The 18,541-nt window shown below is 48.7% G+C and carries 15 protein-coding genes; 7 read left to right on the forward strand and 8 right to left on the reverse strand.

Features of this window, described 5'->3' with window-relative positions; all coding sequences use genetic code 11:
* Nucleotides 1-11 precede the first annotated feature (11 nt).
* Together EJL04_RS10875 and EJL04_RS10880 are read left to right on the forward strand one after the other, a co-directional pair.
* A complete protein-coding gene (locus EJL04_RS10875) occupies nucleotides 12-224 on the forward strand; it encodes a helix-turn-helix domain-containing protein (RefSeq protein ID WP_021855519.1) in 213 nt (70 codons plus the stop codon).
* A 139-nt stretch (nucleotides 225-363) separates the two neighbouring features.
* A complete protein-coding gene (locus EJL04_RS10880) occupies nucleotides 364-3,198 on the forward strand; it encodes a M16 family metallopeptidase (protein WP_053399022.1) in 2,835 nt (944 codons plus the stop codon).
* Between the two features lie 668 nt (nucleotides 3,199-3,866).
* On the opposite strand, the gene EJL04_RS10885 is transcribed toward EJL04_RS10880, so the two are convergent.
* The 6 genes from EJL04_RS10885 to EJL04_RS10910 form a co-directional block, all read right to left on the reverse strand.
* Nucleotides 3,867-4,841, reverse strand: a complete 975-nt coding sequence (locus tag EJL04_RS10885; protein WP_241209926.1) for an IS3 family transposase — start codon at nucleotides 4,839-4,841, stop codon at nucleotides 3,867-3,869.
* A gap of 35 nt (nucleotides 4,842-4,876) precedes the next feature.
* Nucleotides 4,877-5,251 (reverse strand): transposase, encoded by a 375-nt coding sequence (locus EJL04_RS10890; RefSeq protein WP_125103787.1) that lies wholly within the window; start codon nucleotides 5,249-5,251, stop codon nucleotides 4,877-4,879.
* A gap of 76 nt (nucleotides 5,252-5,327) precedes the next feature.
* Nucleotides 5,328-6,614, reverse strand: coding sequence for a retropepsin-like aspartic protease (locus EJL04_RS10895; protein WP_164511753.1), 1,287 nt, complete (start codon nucleotides 6,612-6,614; stop codon nucleotides 5,328-5,330).
* A 196-nt stretch (nucleotides 6,615-6,810) separates the two neighbouring features.
* Nucleotides 6,811-7,326: a TlpA family protein disulfide reductase gene (locus tag EJL04_RS10900; RefSeq protein ID WP_125104944.1), complete on the reverse strand. Its 516-nt coding sequence runs from the start codon at nucleotides 7,324-7,326 to the stop codon at nucleotides 6,811-6,813.
* 85 nt (nucleotides 7,327-7,411) lie between these two features.
* The gene (locus EJL04_RS10905) at nucleotides 7,412-9,091 is read right to left on the reverse strand and encodes an ABC transporter ATP-binding protein (protein WP_125104945.1); all 1,680 of its coding nucleotides are present in this window, start codon (nucleotides 9,089-9,091) and stop codon (nucleotides 7,412-7,414) included.
* 88 nt (nucleotides 9,092-9,179) lie between these two features.
* Nucleotides 9,180-10,067 carry an NAD kinase gene (locus tag EJL04_RS10910; RefSeq protein ID WP_125104946.1) on the reverse strand — a complete coding sequence of 296 codons (888 nt, stop codon included), beginning with the start codon at nucleotides 10,065-10,067 and terminating at the stop codon, nucleotides 9,180-9,182.
* Nucleotides 10,068-10,277: 210 nt separating this feature from the next.
* Between EJL04_RS10910 and EJL04_RS10915 the strand changes: the two genes are divergently transcribed.
* The 5 genes from EJL04_RS10915 (at nucleotide 10,278) to EJL04_RS10935 (ending at nucleotide 15,846) form a co-directional block, all read left to right on the forward strand.
* Nucleotides 10,278-10,991, forward strand: coding sequence for a pyridoxine 5'-phosphate synthase (locus EJL04_RS10915; RefSeq protein ID WP_125104947.1), 714 nt, complete (start codon nucleotides 10,278-10,280; stop codon nucleotides 10,989-10,991).
* A 55-nt stretch (nucleotides 10,992-11,046) separates the two neighbouring features.
* A complete protein-coding gene (locus tag EJL04_RS10920; RefSeq protein ID WP_021855531.1) occupies nucleotides 11,047-11,610 on the forward strand; it encodes a DJ-1 family glyoxalase III in 564 nt (187 codons plus the stop codon).
* 226 nt (nucleotides 11,611-11,836) lie between these two features.
* A complete protein-coding gene (locus tag EJL04_RS10925; RefSeq protein WP_125104948.1) occupies nucleotides 11,837-12,502 on the forward strand; it encodes a 2-C-methyl-D-erythritol 4-phosphate cytidylyltransferase in 666 nt (221 codons plus the stop codon).
* Between the two features lie 56 nt (nucleotides 12,503-12,558).
* On the forward strand, nucleotides 12,559-14,658 hold the full coding sequence (gene recG / locus EJL04_RS10930; protein ID WP_125104949.1) for an ATP-dependent DNA helicase RecG: 2,100 nt from the start codon (nucleotides 12,559-12,561) through the stop codon (nucleotides 14,656-14,658).
* A 246-nt stretch (nucleotides 14,659-14,904) separates the two neighbouring features.
* Complete coding sequence (locus EJL04_RS10935) at nucleotides 14,905-15,846, forward strand: peptidoglycan DD-metalloendopeptidase family protein (protein ID WP_053399019.1); 942 nt, start codon at nucleotides 14,905-14,907, stop codon at nucleotides 15,844-15,846.
* A gap of 336 nt (nucleotides 15,847-16,182) precedes the next feature.
* On the opposite strand, the gene EJL04_RS10940 is transcribed toward EJL04_RS10935, so the two are convergent.
* Nucleotides 16,183-16,977 (reverse strand): glycosyltransferase family 2 protein, encoded by a 795-nt coding sequence (locus EJL04_RS10940; RefSeq protein ID WP_125104950.1) that lies wholly within the window; start codon nucleotides 16,975-16,977, stop codon nucleotides 16,183-16,185.
* Complete coding sequence (locus tag EJL04_RS10945; protein WP_053399021.1) at nucleotides 16,974-18,251, reverse strand: glycosyltransferase family 4 protein; 1,278 nt, start codon at nucleotides 18,249-18,251, stop codon at nucleotides 16,974-16,976. The genes EJL04_RS10940 and EJL04_RS10945 overlap by 4 nt, the downstream gene beginning before the upstream one ends.
* Nucleotides 18,252-18,541 lie beyond the last annotated feature (290 nt).

The following is an 18,541-nucleotide window of genomic DNA, read 5'->3' on the forward strand; positions in this document are numbered from 1 at the left end:
AAGCAACAAGTATGGGTAAAATAATAGTAAACCTCGACGTGGAGATGGCCAAGCGGAAGATTTCGCTCGGCGAGCTGGCCGAAAGAGTGGAGCTTACGCAGGCTAATCTGTCGATCCTGAAGACCGGCAAGGCCAAGGCCATACGCTTCACCACGCTCGAAGCAATATGCCGCGAGCTGGGGTGCCAGCCAGGAGACATTCTGGAATACCGGGAGGAAACATAAACCGGCTTACAGCATGGTATTTACACGAAAGTAACAATTTTGCATACAAAACGTATAAAATTTATTAAATATAACAACCAGTAACAACATTCGAGAGATAAAAAAACTATCTTTGTTGAACTATTTTAAACTCTTTTTTATGAAAATAAAACATCTAATCATCACGGCCGCACTGTTCTTGGCAAGCACAGTGGGCATCATGGCTCAGGGCATGCAGATGCCTCCCATCCCGGTTGACCCGGCAGTGAGGACTGGCAAGCTGGCCAACGGACTGACCTATTACATCCGCAACAACGGTTATCCGGAGAATCGTGTTAACTTCTACATTGCCCAGCGCGTGGGTTCTATCCAGGAGAACGACGACCAGCGCGGTCTGGCTCACTTCCTTGAGCACATGGCCTTCAACGGCTCAGACAACTTTAAGGGCAACAACCTCATTGAATATCTGCGCTCTATCGGCGTAGAGTTCGGTTCTGACCTCAACGCATACACAGGCGTAGACCAGACCGTATACAGAATATGCAACGTTCCTTCTACACGCATTGAGGCTCTCGACTCTTGTCTTCTCATCCTGAAAGACTGGTCTAACGGCCTTACACTCGACCCCAAGGAGATCGACAAGGAGCGTGGTGTGATCAACGAGGAGTGGCGCCTGCGCACTGACGCACAGACAAGAATGTTCGACCGCAACCTCGAGAAAATCTATCCGGGCAGCAAATACGGACAGCGCATGCCTATCGGTAAGATGGAGATCATCAACAACTTCAAGCCTGAAGTTCTCCGTCAGTACTACCACAAGTGGTATCGTCCCGACAACCAGGCAATCATCGTAGTCGGCGACATCGACGTTGACCGCACTGAGGCTAAGATCAAGGAGCTGTTCAGCGGCATCAAGCTTGATCCTAACGCTCCGAAGGTTGTCAACGAGCCCGTGCCCGACAACAACGAGGCTATTATCATCGTAGACAAGGACAAAGAGCAGCAGACTGACATCATACAGCTGATGTACAAGCACCCCGAAGTGCCAGACAGCCTGAAAGGCAGCCTTGCATATCTCGTTCAGAACTATGCAGTAAGCCTCTCAACACAGATGCTCAACGCACGTCTGCAGGAAATACAGCAGAATCCTGACTGTCCGTTCGTTCAGGCTTACGCTTACGACAGCGACTTCATCCTGGCTTCTACAACCAAGGCATTCACCCTGGTTATACTGCCGAAACCGGGCATGAGCGAGCAGGCCATCAGCACAGCCACACGCGAGGTTATGCGTGCCGTTAAGTTCGGCTTCACAGCCACTGAGTTTGAGCGCGCCAAGGCCGACTATATGAGCTCACTCGAGAAGGTTTACACCAACCGCAACAAGCGCGACAACGCTATTTACGGTGACATCTACCGCGACAACTTCCTCGGCAACGAGCCTATGCCTTCAATCGAAGACGAGTATCAGATAATGCAGCAGATTTCTCCGGTTATCCCTGTTGAAGCTGTCAACGAGATCACCAAGGAGCTGATAAGCGAAACTGACACCAACACAGTTGTAGTGGCATTCTACACAGAGAAGGAAGGTGCTAAATATCCTACAGCTGAATCTATCAAGAAGGCCATCGACGGCGTTCACGCTGAGCAGCTCACAGCATGGGTTGACAACGTTAAGAACGAGCCGCTGATAAGCGTTCTGCCCAAGAAAGGCAGCATCAAGAGCGAGAAAGAGAACGCTAAGTTCGGCTACAAAGAGCTCACACTGTCTAACGGTGCAAGAGTATTGCTGAAGAAGACTGACTATAAGGACGACGAGGTTATCCTCAGCGCTACATCTAAGGGTGGTGCTTCTCTGCTCGGCAAGGAAGACTACGCTAACATCAAGATGTTCGACACGGCCATCGGCTACAGCGGACTGGGCAACTTCAGCAGCACTGAACTGCAGAAGGTACTGGCAGGCAAACAGGTTAACGTTGACCTCACAATGCAGAACCTGCACGAGACTGTAAGCGGAAGATCAACTCCTAAGGACCTTGAGACTCTCTTCCAGATGACATATCTCTACTTCACAAACATCAACAAGGACGAGAAGAGCTACAACTCAATGGTGGGACTGATAAAGACCTCTCTGAAGAACAAGGAGCTTTCACCTGAGATGGCACTGTCAGACTCTGTAAAGAACACTCTCTACATGCACAACCCGCGCTTCGCCTCTATCGAGATGAAGGATGTTGAGAACGCTAACTACGACCGCATTCTGCAGATTGCAAAAGAGCGCACAGCCAACGCTGCCGACTTCACATTCACAATCATCGGTAACTTTGACGAGGCAGCCATCCGTCCGCTCATCGAGCAGTATATAGCTTCTCTGCCTGCAAAGGGCGCTAAGGAAAACTGGAAGCCTGTTACTACTTACAACAAGGGCAACACCGTTAACCAGTTCTACCGCAAGATGGAGACTCCGAAGGCTAACGCTTACATGTACTGGTATAACAACAAGACTCCTTACACTCTCGAGAACAGCATCTACGCTGACGCAGCAGGACAGATCCTGAGCATGATCTACCTGGAGAAGATCCGTGAGGAAGCCAGCGCTGCCTACTCTGCAGGAGCTGCCGGATACTCATCACTCGGAGGCGACGTTCCGTTCACATGCATCATCGGTGTTTGCCCGATGAAACCTGAGAAGAGCGACATGGCTATCGGCATCATGAACGACGAGGTTACTAAGATGACCAAGACAGTTGACGCTGAAATGCTCAGCAAGGTTAAGGAACTCATGCTGAAGCGTGCAGACGAAAACGTTAAGAAGAACAACTACTGGCTGGGCGTTATCCAGAGCTTCGACGAGTACGGAGTTGACACAAACACCGACTACAAGAAGATTGTAAGCGAAATGACTCCTGAGAAGATGGCTAAGTTCATGAAGAACGTCATCATCGGTGGCGGCAACAGCATCAAGGTTATCATGCTGCCTGACACAATGAAGAAATAACACATACGGTTATTAACCATACAAAAGGCTCCCTTACTTGCCGCACAAGGCAAAGGTAAGGGAGCCTTTCTTTTTGCCCTTTTATCAGGATAAGACTCGGCTGACAGCATTGCAAAAGGCATGCTTCTACACGCTGAAAGGCGGTCTTTCGCAAGGTAAAAGCATACCTTTTGGAGATAAAGGAATGAAACAACCAAAACCGGTAATAGGCCAGCCAGAAGTAAACCTATATAAGGAATGACAACGCAATATGATCATAAAAAAGTTTTCGGAGAAACTCGTCACTCATCACAAAGGCACATAAGCCGCTGCATATCAACATTTTACAGCGTGACGAGTTGTATTTTCAACTCATCACATACAGGTCATCGCCCCATCCAAACATCCAATAACCGGTTTCTCAAAAACAATGTGACGAGTTGAACAACGAACTCGTCACACTATAACACACTGTTATTCAATAATTTACATAAGAATGTGACGAGTGACGAGTTTATTATAAAAACACATTAGTGTCCCTTAAAACTGTGTCCTTTCCTAAAATTGGTTGACTTCTAACAAGCCATTCCCTGATTAAAGTTGACTCTGGTTAAACTTATAACTGTTATTGGTTGACTCTACTTTTAATTACTGATTAAAGTTGACTTTTACCGGGACAGAATCCCTGTTCATGGTGTCCTTGGAGGGCGTAGCCCGGAAAGGACACCATGAACAGAAGGCAAAGATAGTCCATCTTCTCCAATATCGGAGCATTCCTGTCTGTTTTTTATGGCCTTTGTCCTAAAACTGCTCCAACGCTTAGATATCTCACCCTGACATGAAGCAGCCTGTGCCGGTGTCATCATGTTGATGCTCATGTGCGGCCTTTCGTTGTTGTAGAAGTCCACGGCCGTTGCCACGGCTTCCCTGACCTGGCCGATGTCGGTGAACCTCATACCCTTAAGGAGTTCGTTCTTTATGGTACCATTAATACGCTCTGCCTGTGCATTGTCCTTCGGATCCCCGGTCTCCGTCATACTGATACTTATACCATTTTTATTAAGCAGCCTGACATATTCGGAACTTGCGTATTGTACGCCGCGGTCTGAATGATGTATAAGGCTGATGCCGTCCATGCCCTTCAGCCTTCCCAAAGCCATGCACAGTGCTTCAATGGGATAAGACGTCTCAAGCGTCGGACCGACACAGTATCCTACAATCTCTTCTGTATATGCATCAAGTACAATTGAAAGGTAGCAGAAACGGTAGTGTATGTCGTCTGTCCAAATAATTATGTACGTTATGTCACTGACCCATAGCTGGTTAGGTCTGAGGGGCAACATTTCCTTTATAAGATTGGGATATGTCGGAAGACCGTGCCTTGAGTCAGTGGTACGTGGACGGCGCAACCTTTTACGGAGAATCATGCCGTTACATGACATTATTTCTATAAAACGGTCACGGCCGACAGGACTGTTGCCGCTGAAATCACGCCGGTACATGTGCCAGAGCTTCAATGCGCCTATTCCGGGGTCTATACGGCGCACCTTGCGGACATACTCAATCACAAAGGCATCACGGGCGGCCCTCATCATTGACTTTGACTCATCATACTTGTAATAGGCCTGCTTGCTTACGCCAAACAGCGCACAAAGATGTCTCACCCTGTATCGGACAGGGTTCTTCGTGTGCAGGAATGTTACTGTTTGGCGCCAGATTTTTTTCTTATGCTGATGCCTAACTCGGATTCGGCCACATTTATCATCTCGTCATAAGCCTCGGCCTTTATCTCGGCCTTGGTCAGTTCGGACTTAAGACGGAGTATCTCGGCCTGAAGGGCCTCTATGTCTGACGGGAGGCTGACTGAGTCACGAACATGCTTCTCTCTTAGTGTCTTTTTCTTTGTCATAAAATCGACATAATACAATTCAGGTGCAAATTTAGCACACCAGCGGCGAACTGTAGCCTCTGATACGGGAATTATTTTTGATATTCCCAAAAAACTTACACCTGAAGAGCGAAGATCTATCACTTTTTGAAGATATTGACCCTTTTGTGATTTATTTTTCCTCATAATTATTTTATTTATGAGTCAACTTTTTTCAGGGTAAGACACTGGACACTAATGTGTTGCTTTAATTAAAGCACGATTATTCTCCACGTATAAACATGTTCTGATAGTTGATTGTAAGCCGTTTGAATGACGACACAAAATCTGCCCCTAACGAACCTGCAAACAACCGACTGTTTATTCCTGTGTTCGTAATCACTTCTGTATTATGCAATGTCACCTTAGAACCTGCCGCCTCGAAACAGAAATTTGGCAATGTTACTGCTTTTATCTGCGATATTCCACCAAAGCCGCCACGTGAAGTTACATGTTCTGCCAATCCGTCAATGGCATCTGGAAATGTTTTAGCAAATTTATTCCCCAAGTCAGACTTTACATTTCCTGTATCAAAAATCAGGTCAAAAGGCTTTCCGTTATAGCTGATTCTTACTTGAGGCGTATTTGATGCCAAATACATATTTGGCTCCCCCTCAGACACTTTTTGCGGAAAAACAAACTTTCCGGCCTCATTGTCTATGATTATTTCCTTGGCGTCCCTGATAAAGTGGTAACCTATCACTCCATCAAAAGCAAATACCGAATCGACCTCATGATCGGGAGGCGCAACCATAAAAACAGGATTATGATATACCATTTCTCCTATTTTCATTGAATCTGCCACAGCAAGTTTTACAAGACCAATCTCCATACCTGATACCGGAATAGAATCAGCTACAATTTTCAGACCAACTTCTTCTGCATACTTTTCTGAAACGAAATTGCCAAAAGAGCAACCTGTATCGAAAATATAGTTTCTCGTTATGCCGTTTACCTCTACAGGTATATAGATATGTTTGCCTCTTCCAACAGTTTCAACACTTAACGGCACAGCAACATCTCTATCAGGACGTTCAAGATAAGGTTTTGGAACATTGGCAAGTGCTTTGCTTACTTTTTCGATAAATACAAAACTGTAAAGAGATTCAAACGGAACTGATTCCTTTAGTGCATTCACCAGACTTTCTCCAACTTTTCCGGCTTGCTCATACATGCCCAAATTCAAGAGGTTCATGCCTTGCAAAGCAGCCATACCTATTGATGTTTGCGCACCAAGCTCGTTTTGGTGATGCGCCAACAAACTGTCAAGGGCAACGGCAGCATTTTCCAATTTATTAAATCCTATGCCTAACTGAGCGTCTGCCACCAGATTAAGCATCTTCACACTCACGGAGCCTTTTAGATTCGGATATTCTTTTCTTAACTGAAACAGATCACCGCCATTCAGGATCTCACCCATTTTCACATCAGCCTGTGTCTGTGAATAAACTGAGCTATACCCCAACAAAAAGGCAACAAGAAAAAATGAAAGTCTATTTATAATTTGCATACTGCTTGTAGATTTTGTATTAAACATGAAACAAATATACAAAATCCCATGAATTTTCCAGCAGTATTTATGATTTATTATTTATTTGTCTTGCCGTCGGCCTTTCACTAGAATAACTCTATTCATGCGAAAAAGCAGACGGCAAGACGCTCTGTATAAAACGATAATCCAACAGGATTATGATGAACGGTTCAGCTTAAAGCTCGTGAAGTTCTTTCAGCTTGTCTGCCATTTTCTCTATCATAACCGTTGACAGGATGATTTTGCCCTGGCGGTCAATAAGATACATGGCAGGAATCCACTTGATTTTATACATCTGCGAAATTTGGGTTTCCTTCCATTTCTTCAGTTCGCTGACGTTGAGCCAGTCCATGCCGTTGGCCTCAACATAGTTTTTCCAATTTTCTTTTTTGTCGTCGAACGACACGCTTACAAACTTGATGCGCTCGCCGTATTTGGCATAGAGTTCCTTCAGCATGGGCACATCCTTCCGGCAGTCGGGACACCACGAAGCCCAGAAGTCGAGCACGACATAGTTTCCGCGCAACTGGCTGAGCGTGTATTCTGTGCCGTTGATGTCCTTCAGAGTGAAGTCGGGAGCCTCAGTTCCGGGCTTCAGCAGTTCGGTGGCATAGCGCGAGTCGGCATCCTGAGCCGCAGCGCCAAGGACAGTCATGATGGCGAAAGCCGCCATAAAGATAAGTTTTTTCATAACGCTAAAATTTATTTTGGTTAATAAAATTCACTACAAACATCATGCCTGAACGACAGCATATGTGCAGGCACGACACGAAGAGTCAGAGCCGCTCCATGCGCAGCACACGGTCGCAATAGTCTACCACGGCCATGCGGTGGGTTACAAAGATGATGGTGCGCTGTCTGTCTGCCAGCAGATTGGCAAGCAGGCGGCGCTCTGTGTCAGGGTCGAGCGAGCTTGTAGCCTCGTCGAAGAGCATCACGCTGCCGTCGCGCAGCAGCGCCCGGGCTATGGCTATGCGCTGCGCCTGACCTTCGCTCAATCCCCCGCCCGACTCAGAGCATACGGTGTCGAGCCCGTCGGGCAGCTCACTGACAAAGTCGGCACAGGCACGATGAAGGGCGTTGAGCATATCATCGTCAGTGGCCGAAAGGTTTCCAAGCCTCAGATTGTCGCGAATGGTGCCGCTCAGCAGCGTGTTGCCCTGCGGCACATATACAAAGTTGCAGCGCGTGAGCGACGACAACTGGTAGCTTTCGCCTCGTCCGTTATATATCACGGCGCGTCCCGAGTCAGGGCGTATCAGGGCAAGAATCATGCGCACAAGAGTGGTCTTGCCGGTGCCGGTCTCGCCGAGCACGGCAGTACAGCTGCCCGGAGTGAAGTCGAACGAAAAGTTATTCATTATCTCGCGTTCGCCGTCGGCATAGGCATAAGCTACATTCTCGAAGCGCACGCCCACTCCACCGTCGGCAGCTACATGCAGCGGAGCGCCCTGCTCTTCAAGCGGATTTTCCTCAAGTTCCATGAGCCGTTCTGCCGCCGTGAGCACCGACACAAACTGAGGAACAAGCTTTGTCAGATTGCGTGCCGGCCCCTGTATGCGCGCCACAAGCTGCAGAAAGGCCGTCATGCCGCCGAAAGACAGCGTATGGCCGTACATCCTTATGGCTCCCCACAGAAAGGCGATAAGATAGCCTGCCGCAAAGCCGAAGTTGAGGACAAAGCTCGAAAACAGCGAGAAGGCCGTGCGCCTTACCACATTATGCCGCAATTCGCTCTGCGTTGCCTCTAGCCGCTCCACCATGGCGTCATCCTTTTCAAGAGTCTTTATGAGCATGCGGTTCTGTATGGTTTCCTGCAGCACGCTCTGCACGCGGCTGTCGCAGTTGCGAACGTTGCGCGTAAGACTGCGCATGCGCCCCACGTAGAGCCTGCTGACAAGCATAAACAGAGGCAGCATTATCACGATGACAACGGCCAGCATGGCGTCCATCGAGAACAGATAGAAAAACGAGCCGAGAAAAAGAGCCACCACCGAAAGCGTGTTGGGCATGGTTTCGGTAAGAAACTCCACTACAGTCCTTACGTCAAGCTCAAGCCTGTTGAGCACGTCGCCGCTGTGCATGCTGTCGCGTCCGCGCCACTCTGAGCGCAGTATGCGGTCGAGCATGTGCTGCTGCATGCGGTTCTGCGCCTTTATGCCGAGAATGTTTCTCACCCATACCGAAGCTATGCTGACGCCAAAGTCGCAAAGCACAAACACACCCATAAGCGCCACTGCCGCATAGAGCGAGCCGCTGCGGACATGAGATGCCACGTCGATGGCATTCTGAACAGCCCACACCGACATCAAGCTGGCAGCCACGCCGAGCAGTCCGAGCGCGGCGTTGAGCACGGCCTGAAGCCGGTTGCCGCGCCAAGCATGCCACAACCAGCGCAAAATAGCCTTGATGGGATATTTGCTTTGGGGTATTCTCAACAGGTTCTTTATCTTCATAAGCTTCTGCTAAAGGTGCTTCCGGGTATGTCGCAGACACCACGCCGGAATGCAGGACTGATGTCAGCATACTGGTGCGGAGATGTTGTCAGCCGCGCGTGTCGGCTCCCCACATCATCTTCTGGCGCAAGGTGGAGAAGTATTTCTGACTGCTGCGCTTCACAATTTTTATGTTGTATGGTGACTTGCGTATGGTGAGCCGTGTCTTCTCGCTGCACTTTGCCGACTGTCCGTCGACGGCAATGAGGAAGTTATGGTTACGGCTCTCCACGGTGAGAGTTATTTCAGAGTCGTCTGAAATCACCATCGGTCTGATGTTAAGGCTGTGCGGAGCCACCGGCGTAAGGCACAGGATGCCCGTCTGCGGCACGATGATAGGTCCGCCGTTCGACAGCGAATAGGCCGTTGAGCCTGTAGGAGTGCTGACAATGAGTCCGTCAGCCTGATATGTAACGAGATACTCGCCGTTGATACTTGTGCGTATTGATATCATCGAGGCATTGTCGCGCTTCAGCACGGCTATGTCGTTGAGCGCATGGCTCACACCCGACAGAGGCTTGCCGTCGGCCTCAACGCATATTACCGAATGGTTCTCCAGCGTGTAGTCGCCGCGATAGAGCGAGTCGAGCGCGCTCTCGGCTTCGGTAGGCACGATGTCGGCCAGGAATCCGAGCCGGCCCATATTGACTCCAAGTATTGGTATATTCTTGCTGCCCACGAGCCCCGCCGCACGCAACAGCGTGCCGTCTCCGCCCATAGATATGACGAAATCAGCCATGAAGTTGCCTCCCTCAAACACTTCAACGGAGCCTGGCGACAGTCGTCCGGTGCTTACAAGAAAGTCGTAAAAAAGTTTTTCAACGCACACTTCAGCGCCGCGGCGCGTGAGATACGACATTATATCCCGGATGTTAGCCGACTTCTTTGCCTGATAGATATTTCCAAATAGTGCGAATTTAAACTTGCGCGACCCCATAATTTTAAGCTTTTAAATTTCTTTTTTAGTACAGGATGCAGAAAAATGACAAACATTTAGTAACTTTGCCAATGAATAAACTTATCTGCAAAGATGTCACAAGCCCCGTATGACAACAGCCAGAAAGCCGCCTGCACAAGGCTTGTCATATGCAAAATTACATCATTTTGCGGAATAACAGATACTGCTAACTAAATAAATTTGTAAAAAATGACGAAATTAAGCGTAAACATCAACAAGGTGGCTACAATACGCAACGCACGCGGAGGCAACAATCCCGACGTGCTGAAAGTGGCCGTTGATTGTGAAAAGTTTGGCGCGCAAGGCATCACCGTGCATCCACGTCCTGACGAAAGACACATCAGATACCAGGACGTAAGAGACATCAAACCACTGATAACCACAGAGTTTAACATAGAGGGCAACCCAATTGACAAATATATTAAGCTGGTGCTCGAGGTGAAGCCCACCCAGGTAACACTTGTGCCCGATGCTGACAACCAGATAACGAGCAACCACGGATGGGACACAGTGGCCAACAAGGGCTTTCTGACCGACGTGATAGGACAGTTTAAGGAGGCAGGCATCAGAACGTCGATATTCGTCGACGCCGAGCCTAAGATGGTTGAAGCGGCACGTATGTGCGGCACCGACAGAATAGAGCTTTACACCGAGCCATACGCAGCAGGCTATGAGGCCAACCGCGAAGAGGCGATAAAGCCGTTCGTAGAGGCGGCAGAAGTGGCAAGAGAAGTGGGGCTTGGCCTCAACGCAGGACACGACCTCAGTCTGCAGAACCTGACCTATTTCCATCAGAACATTCCATGGCTCGACGAAGTCAGCATAGGTCACGCACTGATATGCGATGCGCTGTATTTCGGCCTTGAAGACACGATAAAGAGATATCTGGCTTGCCTGAAATAAGGCTATGCCATCATTATACAAATAAACGTTTAAACCTTAAAATTCAGAAAACCACATGGCTAAAGTTTATGAATTCCTGGCTACAGGCTTCGAAGAGATTGAAGCCCTCATACCATTAGATATTATGCGCCGCGCAGGCGTTGAGTTTAAAACCGTGAGCGTTACAGGCGCAAAGGAAGTTGAATCGGCACACGGAGTGAAAATCACTGCCGACCTGCTGTTTGAAGAGGCTGACCTCAGCGACGCCGACCTGCTCATGCTGCCGGGCGGACTGCCAGGAGCAACCAACCTCAACGAGCATGTTGGAGTAAAGAAGTCTCTCATAGAGCAGAACCGCAAGGGCAAGATGATCGGTGCAATATGTGCCGCACCTATGGTGCTTGGCGGAATTGGTCTGCTGAGGGGCAAGCGTGCCACATGTTATCCCGGATTCGAGAAATATCTTGATGAAGCAGAATACACACACGAACTGTGCACAGTAGACGGCAACATCACTACCGGAGAAGGTCCGGCAGCCACCCTGCCCTATGCCTACACACTGCTCGAGGCTCTTACCGACCATAAGACAGCCGACAGCGTGGCCGAAGGCATGATGTTCAAGCATCTCATGATGAAATAACAATAACCGGCTCATCAGCCCGGATACGGCAGCAAGACTTGTATTCGGGCTGATGAATATATAAGCACGGATTAGCCCCCGTGGCGGCGTGTATGCATGATGCGGAACACATACATCTGGCCTGCATCTGAAGATATAGCCTGCATGGGCACAGCTGCACGCCCATACACACATAGAAAACTTACTGACAATAAGACAAAACAAGAAGAATCACAAGAAGAATATTATGGACTATGTTGTAATCGTTGCCGGAGGCAAAGGATTGAGGATGGGCTCTGACATACCAAAGCAATTCTTGCCTGTCAACGGATTTCCTGTCCTTATGCACACAATAAAAAGATTCAAAGAATACAGCACCACGCTGAAAATAATACTTGTGCTGCCTAAGGAACAACAGGAATATTGGCACGAACTGTGCAAAAAATATCACTTCGCTGCTGAATATCAGATAGCGGACGGAGGCGAGACACGCTTCCACTCAGTCAGAAACGGACTGGCATGTATACCCGACGACGAAACCGGAGTGGTTGGCATACACGACGGTGTGCGCCCGTTCCCGTCGATTGAGGTGATATCCAACTGCTATGAAACAGCAAGAACACGCAAGGCCGTGGTGCCGGTTACGCCTGTAGTAGAAACCCTGATACATCTCAACGCCGAAAACAAGAGCACCACCGTGCCAAGACAGGAGTACCGCCTTGTACAGACGCCGCAGACCTTTGACATACAGCTGCTGAAGGAGGCATACAAGCAGTCCTACCGTGAAGACTTTACCGACGACGCCTCTGTGGCAGAAAGCATCGGGCAAAGTCCGACGCTCATAGAGGGCAACCGCGAGAACATAAAGATAACCACTCCGTTCGACCTGCTTATAGCAAGGGTGCTGGCGTAGATAATTTGCTGACATAATATTTTCATCTAATCTGAAACATCTCTCAAAACGCGACAATGCTCGACATATTAGACCAGGACATACAGTATCTTCCGGGCGTAGGCCCAAGGCGCAAGACTCTGCTCAGTAAGGAACTGGGCATCAGCACCTATAAGGAACTGCTTGAATATTACCCCTACAAATATGTCGACCGCAGCCGCATATACCGCATAAATGAGCTTTCGGGCGACATGCCCTTCGTTCAGATACGTGCAAGAATACTGAGTTTTGAGACTTTCGAGATGGGGTTCCACCGCACAAGGGTCGTGGCACATGTGTCAGACGGAACCGGAGTGGCAGACATCGTGTGGTTTTCGGGAGCAAAATACATCATCAGCCACTATAAACTTTCTACCGACTACATAATATTCGGCAGACCTACCGTGTTCAACGGGCGCTACCAGTTTGCACATCCCGACATTGATCCGGCATCAGAAATGCAGCTATCACAGATGGGACTGCAGCCGTATTATGTAACTACGGAAAACATGAAGAAGACGGGCATGACGTCGAGAGCCATAGAAAAGCTCATAAAAAGCATGCTCGACAACATGAAAGAACCGCTCAGGGAAACCCTGCCCGACTTCATAACCAAGCCGCTGAACATGATATCAAGGGACGAGGCGTTCAGAAAAATACACAACCCCAAAACGCCCGACGACATGAGCAAGGCCCGCTACCGTCTGAAGTTCGAAGAGCTTTTCTATGTTCAGCTCAACATTCTGCGATACGCCAGCGACCACAGGCGCAAATATCGCGGCTATATATTCAGCCGTGTCGGCAAGACGTTCAACGACTTTTACTTCAATAACCTTCCCTTTCCGCTCACAGGCGCACAGAAACGTGTCATTAAGGAAATAAGAAAAGACATGGGCTCGGGACAGCAGATGAACCGTCTGCTGCAGGGCGACGTGGGCAGCGGCAAGACGCTCGTGGCACTGATGTCCATGCTCATCGCCATCGACAACGGCTTTCAGGCCTGCATAATGGCCCCGACAGAAATTCTGGCGGAACAGCACCTTGCCACAATACAGGGAATGCTCGGCGGAATGGACGTAAACGTAGAACTGCTGACAGGCATGGTGAAAGGCAAGAGGCGCAAGGCCGTGCTGGAAGGACTGGCCAACGGAAGCGTAAACATACTGGTGGGCACCCATGCCGTCATCGAAGACACCGTGCAGTTTGCACGCCTCGGCTTTGTAGTCGTAGACGAACAGCACAGATTCGGAGTGGCACAGAGGGCACGGCTATGGAACAAGAGCGACAACCCGCCGCACGTGCTGGTCATGACAGCCACGCCTATTCCCCGGACACTGGCAATGACCATATACGGCGACCTGGACGTGAGCGTCATAGACGAACTGCCGCCGGGACGCAAGCCCGTAGTGACAATACATAAATATGACGACCAGACAACAAGTCTGTATAACGGAATAAGGAAACAGATCAACGAAGGGCGTCAGGTATATATCGTGTTCCCGCTGATAAAAGAAAGCGAGAAGATAGACCTCAAGAATCTTGAAGACGGATTTGAAGGACTCAAAGAAGCGTTTCCCGAATTCAGGCTGAGCAAGGTTCACGGCAAGATGAAGCCGGCTGAAAAAGAAGAGGAGATGAAGCACTTTGTGTCCGGCGAGACCCAGATACTCGTGGCCACCACCGTAATTGAGGTAGGCGTAAACGTGCCGAATGCATCAGTGATGGTAATACTCAACGCCGAACGCTTCGGCCTGTCACAGCTGCATCAGCTGCGCGGCCGTGTAGGACGAGGAGCCGACCAGTCATACTGCATACTTGTAAGCAAGCGCAAGCTAAGCGAAGAGACACGCAAGCGAATAGACATAATGTGCGACACCAACGACGGATTCAGGATTGCAGAAGCCGACCTGAAGCTGCGTGGCCCCGGAGACCTTGAAGGCACACAGCAAAGCGGAATGGCCTTCGACCTCAAGATAGCCGACATTGCGCGCGACGGTCAGCTGGTGCAGCTGGCACGCAACGAGGCACAGAAAATAATTGACAAAGACCCTATGTGTCAGAAGCAGGAATATGCCATGCTATGGAAAAGGCTTGACTCACTGCGCAAAACAAACATAAACTGGTCTGCCATTTCATAGGTATTTTAACTAAAATGCTAACAATATGAATATCAACCAGTTAGTATTAGTTAAATTAGGGACGCCTTGCATGCCAGTTTGTTAAAGTGTCCATAAAGTTGTTAAACCGGAAAACAACTATCACACTTTTTTATTATCTTTGCAAAGGTTTTTATGATAGGCCGGAAAATTTTTATCTGTTGATTTTTTTCTGACTATCGCCCGCGGCAGCCTCCGCACTTTTATCTTAACCAAGAACAATAAATTATGTATTTAATAAAAAGAACAATAAAGACATTAGCATTTACGGCATTATTTACCCTTACGGCAGTAACGGCATCAGCCCAGGATCTGCTGGCCCGCCAGGCACCTATCGACAGAAAGATGAAGGCGGTTGACACTTTAGCCCTTAAAAACATAATACAGAGAGAACAGACCGGCTCCCCTTCAGCACAGCTTTACAAGGAATGGAGCAACAAATATGCTCACCGCGCCACAACCCTTCCCGATTCTTTTCTTATTAACCTCAAGCACTTCTGCATGCCTACGACAAGCAAAGTCATAACGTCTAACTTCGGACGTCGCTGGGGCCGCATGCACAAAGGTATCGACGTGAAGGTTTATATCGGCGACACAATACGTGCCGCATTCAGCGGAAAAGTAAGAATAGTAAGATACGAAGCCAACGGATATGGCAACTATGTGGTTATACGCCACTATAACGGACTTGAGACTATATACGGACACATGTCTAAGCACCTGGTTGAAGAAAACCAGACTGTAAAAGCCGGAGAGCCCATCGGACTTGGCGGAAACACCGGACGAAGCACAGGTTCTCACCTCCACTTTGAGACACGTCTCTGCGGCGTAGCCCTCAACCCGGCACTCATGTTCGACTTCAAGAACCAGGACGTAACAGGCGATACATATATGTTCCGCCGCGACACTTACGACAACGACTCAAGACTTGCAAACAAGGAAAGAGGAAAAGACGACAACGAATATGCATCAGCAGAAAACAGTTCATCGTCTGACAAGAGAAGCAGAAACAACGACAGCGGCGACATACGCTATCATAAGGTTAAACGCGGAGAGACTCTGTCGAGCATCGCAAAGAAGCGCAACACAACTATCGAAGAGCTCTGCAAGCTTAACCACATAACAAAGAAGATGCGCATACGTCCGGGACAGATCTTAAGATACTCATAATTGTTAATGTCTATAAATGTCAAGCGGCTGTCAGCATTATGCTGGCAACCGCTTTTTTATTCCAATCGGTCATCAGGCAGGCTGAAAGCATGAATACACAAAATTGATAAAGCTATGTGCGGTCTAATGACCGACTGGGGTTTATGTTTTCTACCAGACATACCTGTTTCTGTCGTCTGTCTGAATCTGCATTTTCCTGATACAGCCGCCATGCCTGCGAAAAAGCAGACGGCAGCACTTCCGATATAAGAAGGCTATACTTTCTATATAAAACAACAATACGCCCAAATCAGCATGACCGATTTGGGCGTAATTTATAACTGATATTTCTGATTCTTATTTTTTTATCACCGCACGTATGACAAACCAGGCATGCATGACGATAGTGGTAAAAAGTCCGTAATGACGGCTCATAACATCAAAACGTTCAAGAAGCGAGGCCCTGTGGTTCTTTGTCGACTGCCCCTCACGCTGATAGTCGGCAATGGTGGCATGAACGTTCACCAGTGGCAGCGACTCTTTCTCTGCTTCTTTCATAATTCTTATACACCAGTCAACATCTGCCGAAAAACGATAATGCAAGTCGTAAGGAACCTTCTGCGCCAAATCAGTGCGCGCATAAAAAGCCTGATGGCACACAAGCATACCATGACGGAAAGAGCGCCACGTGAGTTTTTCTGGCGGTGTAAGCCTGCGCCGGCTCATATAGTTGCCGTCATTATCCACCCAGTCGGTATCACCATACAGCACTCCCGGCAGCGGTTTTCCTTCGCTGCTGCACTCTTCAAGACGTGCGTTGGCAGCAATAACATCCAACGTATCGGCCGACGGGAAGAAGTCTCCGGCATTGAGGAAACACACATAATCGCCCGTAGCCAGCCGGCGCCCTTTGTTCATGGCGTCATACAGTCCCTTGTCAGGTTCGGAAATGATCCTCACCTCATGGCCGTTGCAGGCTGCATTTGAAGCCTTTTTATATTCTTCTGCCATATTCTGCGTGCCGTCAGACGAAGCTCCGTCTATAATAAGATGCTCCACCGCCGCATAAGTCTGCCTCGCAACGCTGTCAGCCGTGCGCATAAATACATCGGCCGCATTATACGTAATTGTTACAATCGTAAACTTTATCATAATCTGTAATGCCTGTAAGCCCTGGCCTGGTTATAAACCTCAATATACTTCATCGCCACGCTCTGCTGCGAATAGCTTATTGAAACCTTTTTCACCGCATTGTCGCTCAGCTCGTCATAGTCGGCTTCAGAGAGCACCCAGCGCATGCCTTCTGCCAGATCTTCGGCACTCTTGTATTCAGCCACATACCCATTCTTGCGGTGATCTATCATCTCCGGGATGCCGCCCGACTTAAATCCTACGCACGGCACGCCGCAGGCCATAGCCTCCATTATAGTGTTAGGCAGGTTATCTTCAAGCGAAGGCAGCACAAACAAGTCGGCCGCGTTATACACATCTATAATCTTCCGTTGGTCGCTGACATAGCCGAGCGGACACACCGGAAAAGCCAGCTTGTCGGCATAGTCTTCCGAGTGGCCTCCAAGGATAACTATGCTCGTGTTTTCCTTCATCTCAGGGCAACGCTCTGCCATAATCTCGCAGGCACGCACCATATAGTCCATACCCTTGCGCTTGTCTGTTATGCGCTGTGATACGACCAGAATAAGACGTCTGTCAATAGGCAGCGACAGACGCATGCGTGCCTCGCGCTTGTCAGCCGGCTTATATTCGCGCGTATCTATTGGGTTAGGTATGCTGACCACCTGCTTTCCCGTCAGCAGCCTGCTGCCGCGCACGGCTGAACACAGCCATTTACTGCACGTAACGAAGAATATGTTGCGCGACGACCACACCTTGGCCTTGCGCCTCCATATCTTTGCCGAAAGGTCGTTGGCCGAGCCTCCGCCGGGCAGATACTGACAGTTATGACATCCCGTGGTCTTATAATAGTTACATTTGCGGGTGTAGTGACATATACCCGTAGCCGGCCAGAAGTCGTGCATTGTCCACACAACAGGCTTTCCGCTGTCGATAATCTTGCGTATATCCTTTATAGAGAGCATGCCCTGGTTTATCCAGCTCAGATGTATCACGTCGGCTTCCTTAAACTCGCGCATGCGAGTTATGTCAGTGCCGGCATTTGCTATGTCAACCTCAAAGAGATGCTTCCGTGAAAAGTGCATGTGACAGAAAATGCACCATCGCTCCCACAGGAAGTTCCACCGCTGCCATATACCTTTAGGCAGCTCCACCACCGTGATGTCCGAAGTCTCCTTGTCGCGCACCAGCATCTTAGCCTTAACGCCATTATTGTTAAGAGCCTCCATTAGCCGGTTGGCAGCCACGGCGGCGCCTCCGGTCTTCTCGCTTGTATTTACGATTAGCACCCGCATTGTTCAAAATGTTTATGTTTTTTATTGCAAACACAAAATTAAAATAAAATACTTATTCTACCAAATTTAACGGCTGTTTATATGCTGTTATCGCACACAATTTATTGATTTGCGTCAAGAAAAGCGTCTTTGATTGCAAAAAGACACGTGCAAGTATTGACAGATAACGTTTTTCGCCGTATCTTTGCAGCATCAAAAGGTTAATAAATTGTTTAGGTTAGTAAATAGTATTAGTTTAAGGTAAAGTTTTCATGATTATTTAGGATGACAAAGGAGGCCGTGAGGTTCCC

Source organism: Prevotella marseillensis, from assembly GCF_900625065.1.
Taxonomy (GTDB): Bacteria; Bacteroidota; Bacteroidia; order Bacteroidales; family Bacteroidaceae; genus Prevotella; species Prevotella rara.

Coding starts and splice junctions, on each gene's coding strand:
- recG (WP_125104949.1), top strand. CDS start 12,559: ATGCTCGACATATTAGACCAGGACATACAGTATCTTCCGGGCGTAGGC.
- EJL04_RS10905 (WP_125104945.1), bottom strand. CDS start 9,091: ATGAAGATAAAGAACCTGTTGAGAATACCCCAAAGCAAATATCCCATC.
- EJL04_RS10935 (WP_053399019.1), top strand. CDS start 14,905: ATGTATTTAATAAAAAGAACAATAAAGACATTAGCATTTACGGCATTA.
- EJL04_RS10880 (WP_053399022.1), top strand. CDS start 364: ATGAAAATAAAACATCTAATCATCACGGCCGCACTGTTCTTGGCAAGC.
- EJL04_RS10945 (WP_053399021.1), bottom strand. CDS start 18,251: ATGCGGGTGCTAATCGTAAATACAAGCGAGAAGACCGGAGGCGCCGCC.
- EJL04_RS10925 (WP_125104948.1), top strand. CDS start 11,837: ATGGACTATGTTGTAATCGTTGCCGGAGGCAAAGGATTGAGGATGGGC.
- EJL04_RS10895 (WP_164511753.1), bottom strand. CDS start 6,614: ATGCAAATTATAAATAGACTTTCATTTTTTCTTGTTGCCTTTTTGTTG.
- EJL04_RS10915 (WP_125104947.1), top strand. CDS start 10,278: ATGACGAAATTAAGCGTAAACATCAACAAGGTGGCTACAATACGCAAC.
- EJL04_RS10940 (WP_125104950.1), bottom strand. CDS start 16,977: ATGATAAAGTTTACGATTGTAACAATTACGTATAATGCGGCCGATGTA.
- EJL04_RS10910 (WP_125104946.1), bottom strand. CDS start 10,067: ATGGGGTCGCGCAAGTTTAAATTCGCACTATTTGGAAATATCTATCAG.
- EJL04_RS10920 (WP_021855531.1), top strand. CDS start 11,047: ATGGCTAAAGTTTATGAATTCCTGGCTACAGGCTTCGAAGAGATTGAA.
- EJL04_RS10875 (WP_021855519.1), top strand. CDS start 12: ATGGGTAAAATAATAGTAAACCTCGACGTGGAGATGGCCAAGCGGAAG.
- EJL04_RS10900 (WP_125104944.1), bottom strand. CDS start 7,326: ATGAAAAAACTTATCTTTATGGCGGCTTTCGCCATCATGACTGTCCTT.
- EJL04_RS10890 (WP_125103787.1), bottom strand. CDS start 5,251: ATGAGGAAAAATAAATCACAAAAGGGTCAATATCTTCAAAAAGTGATA.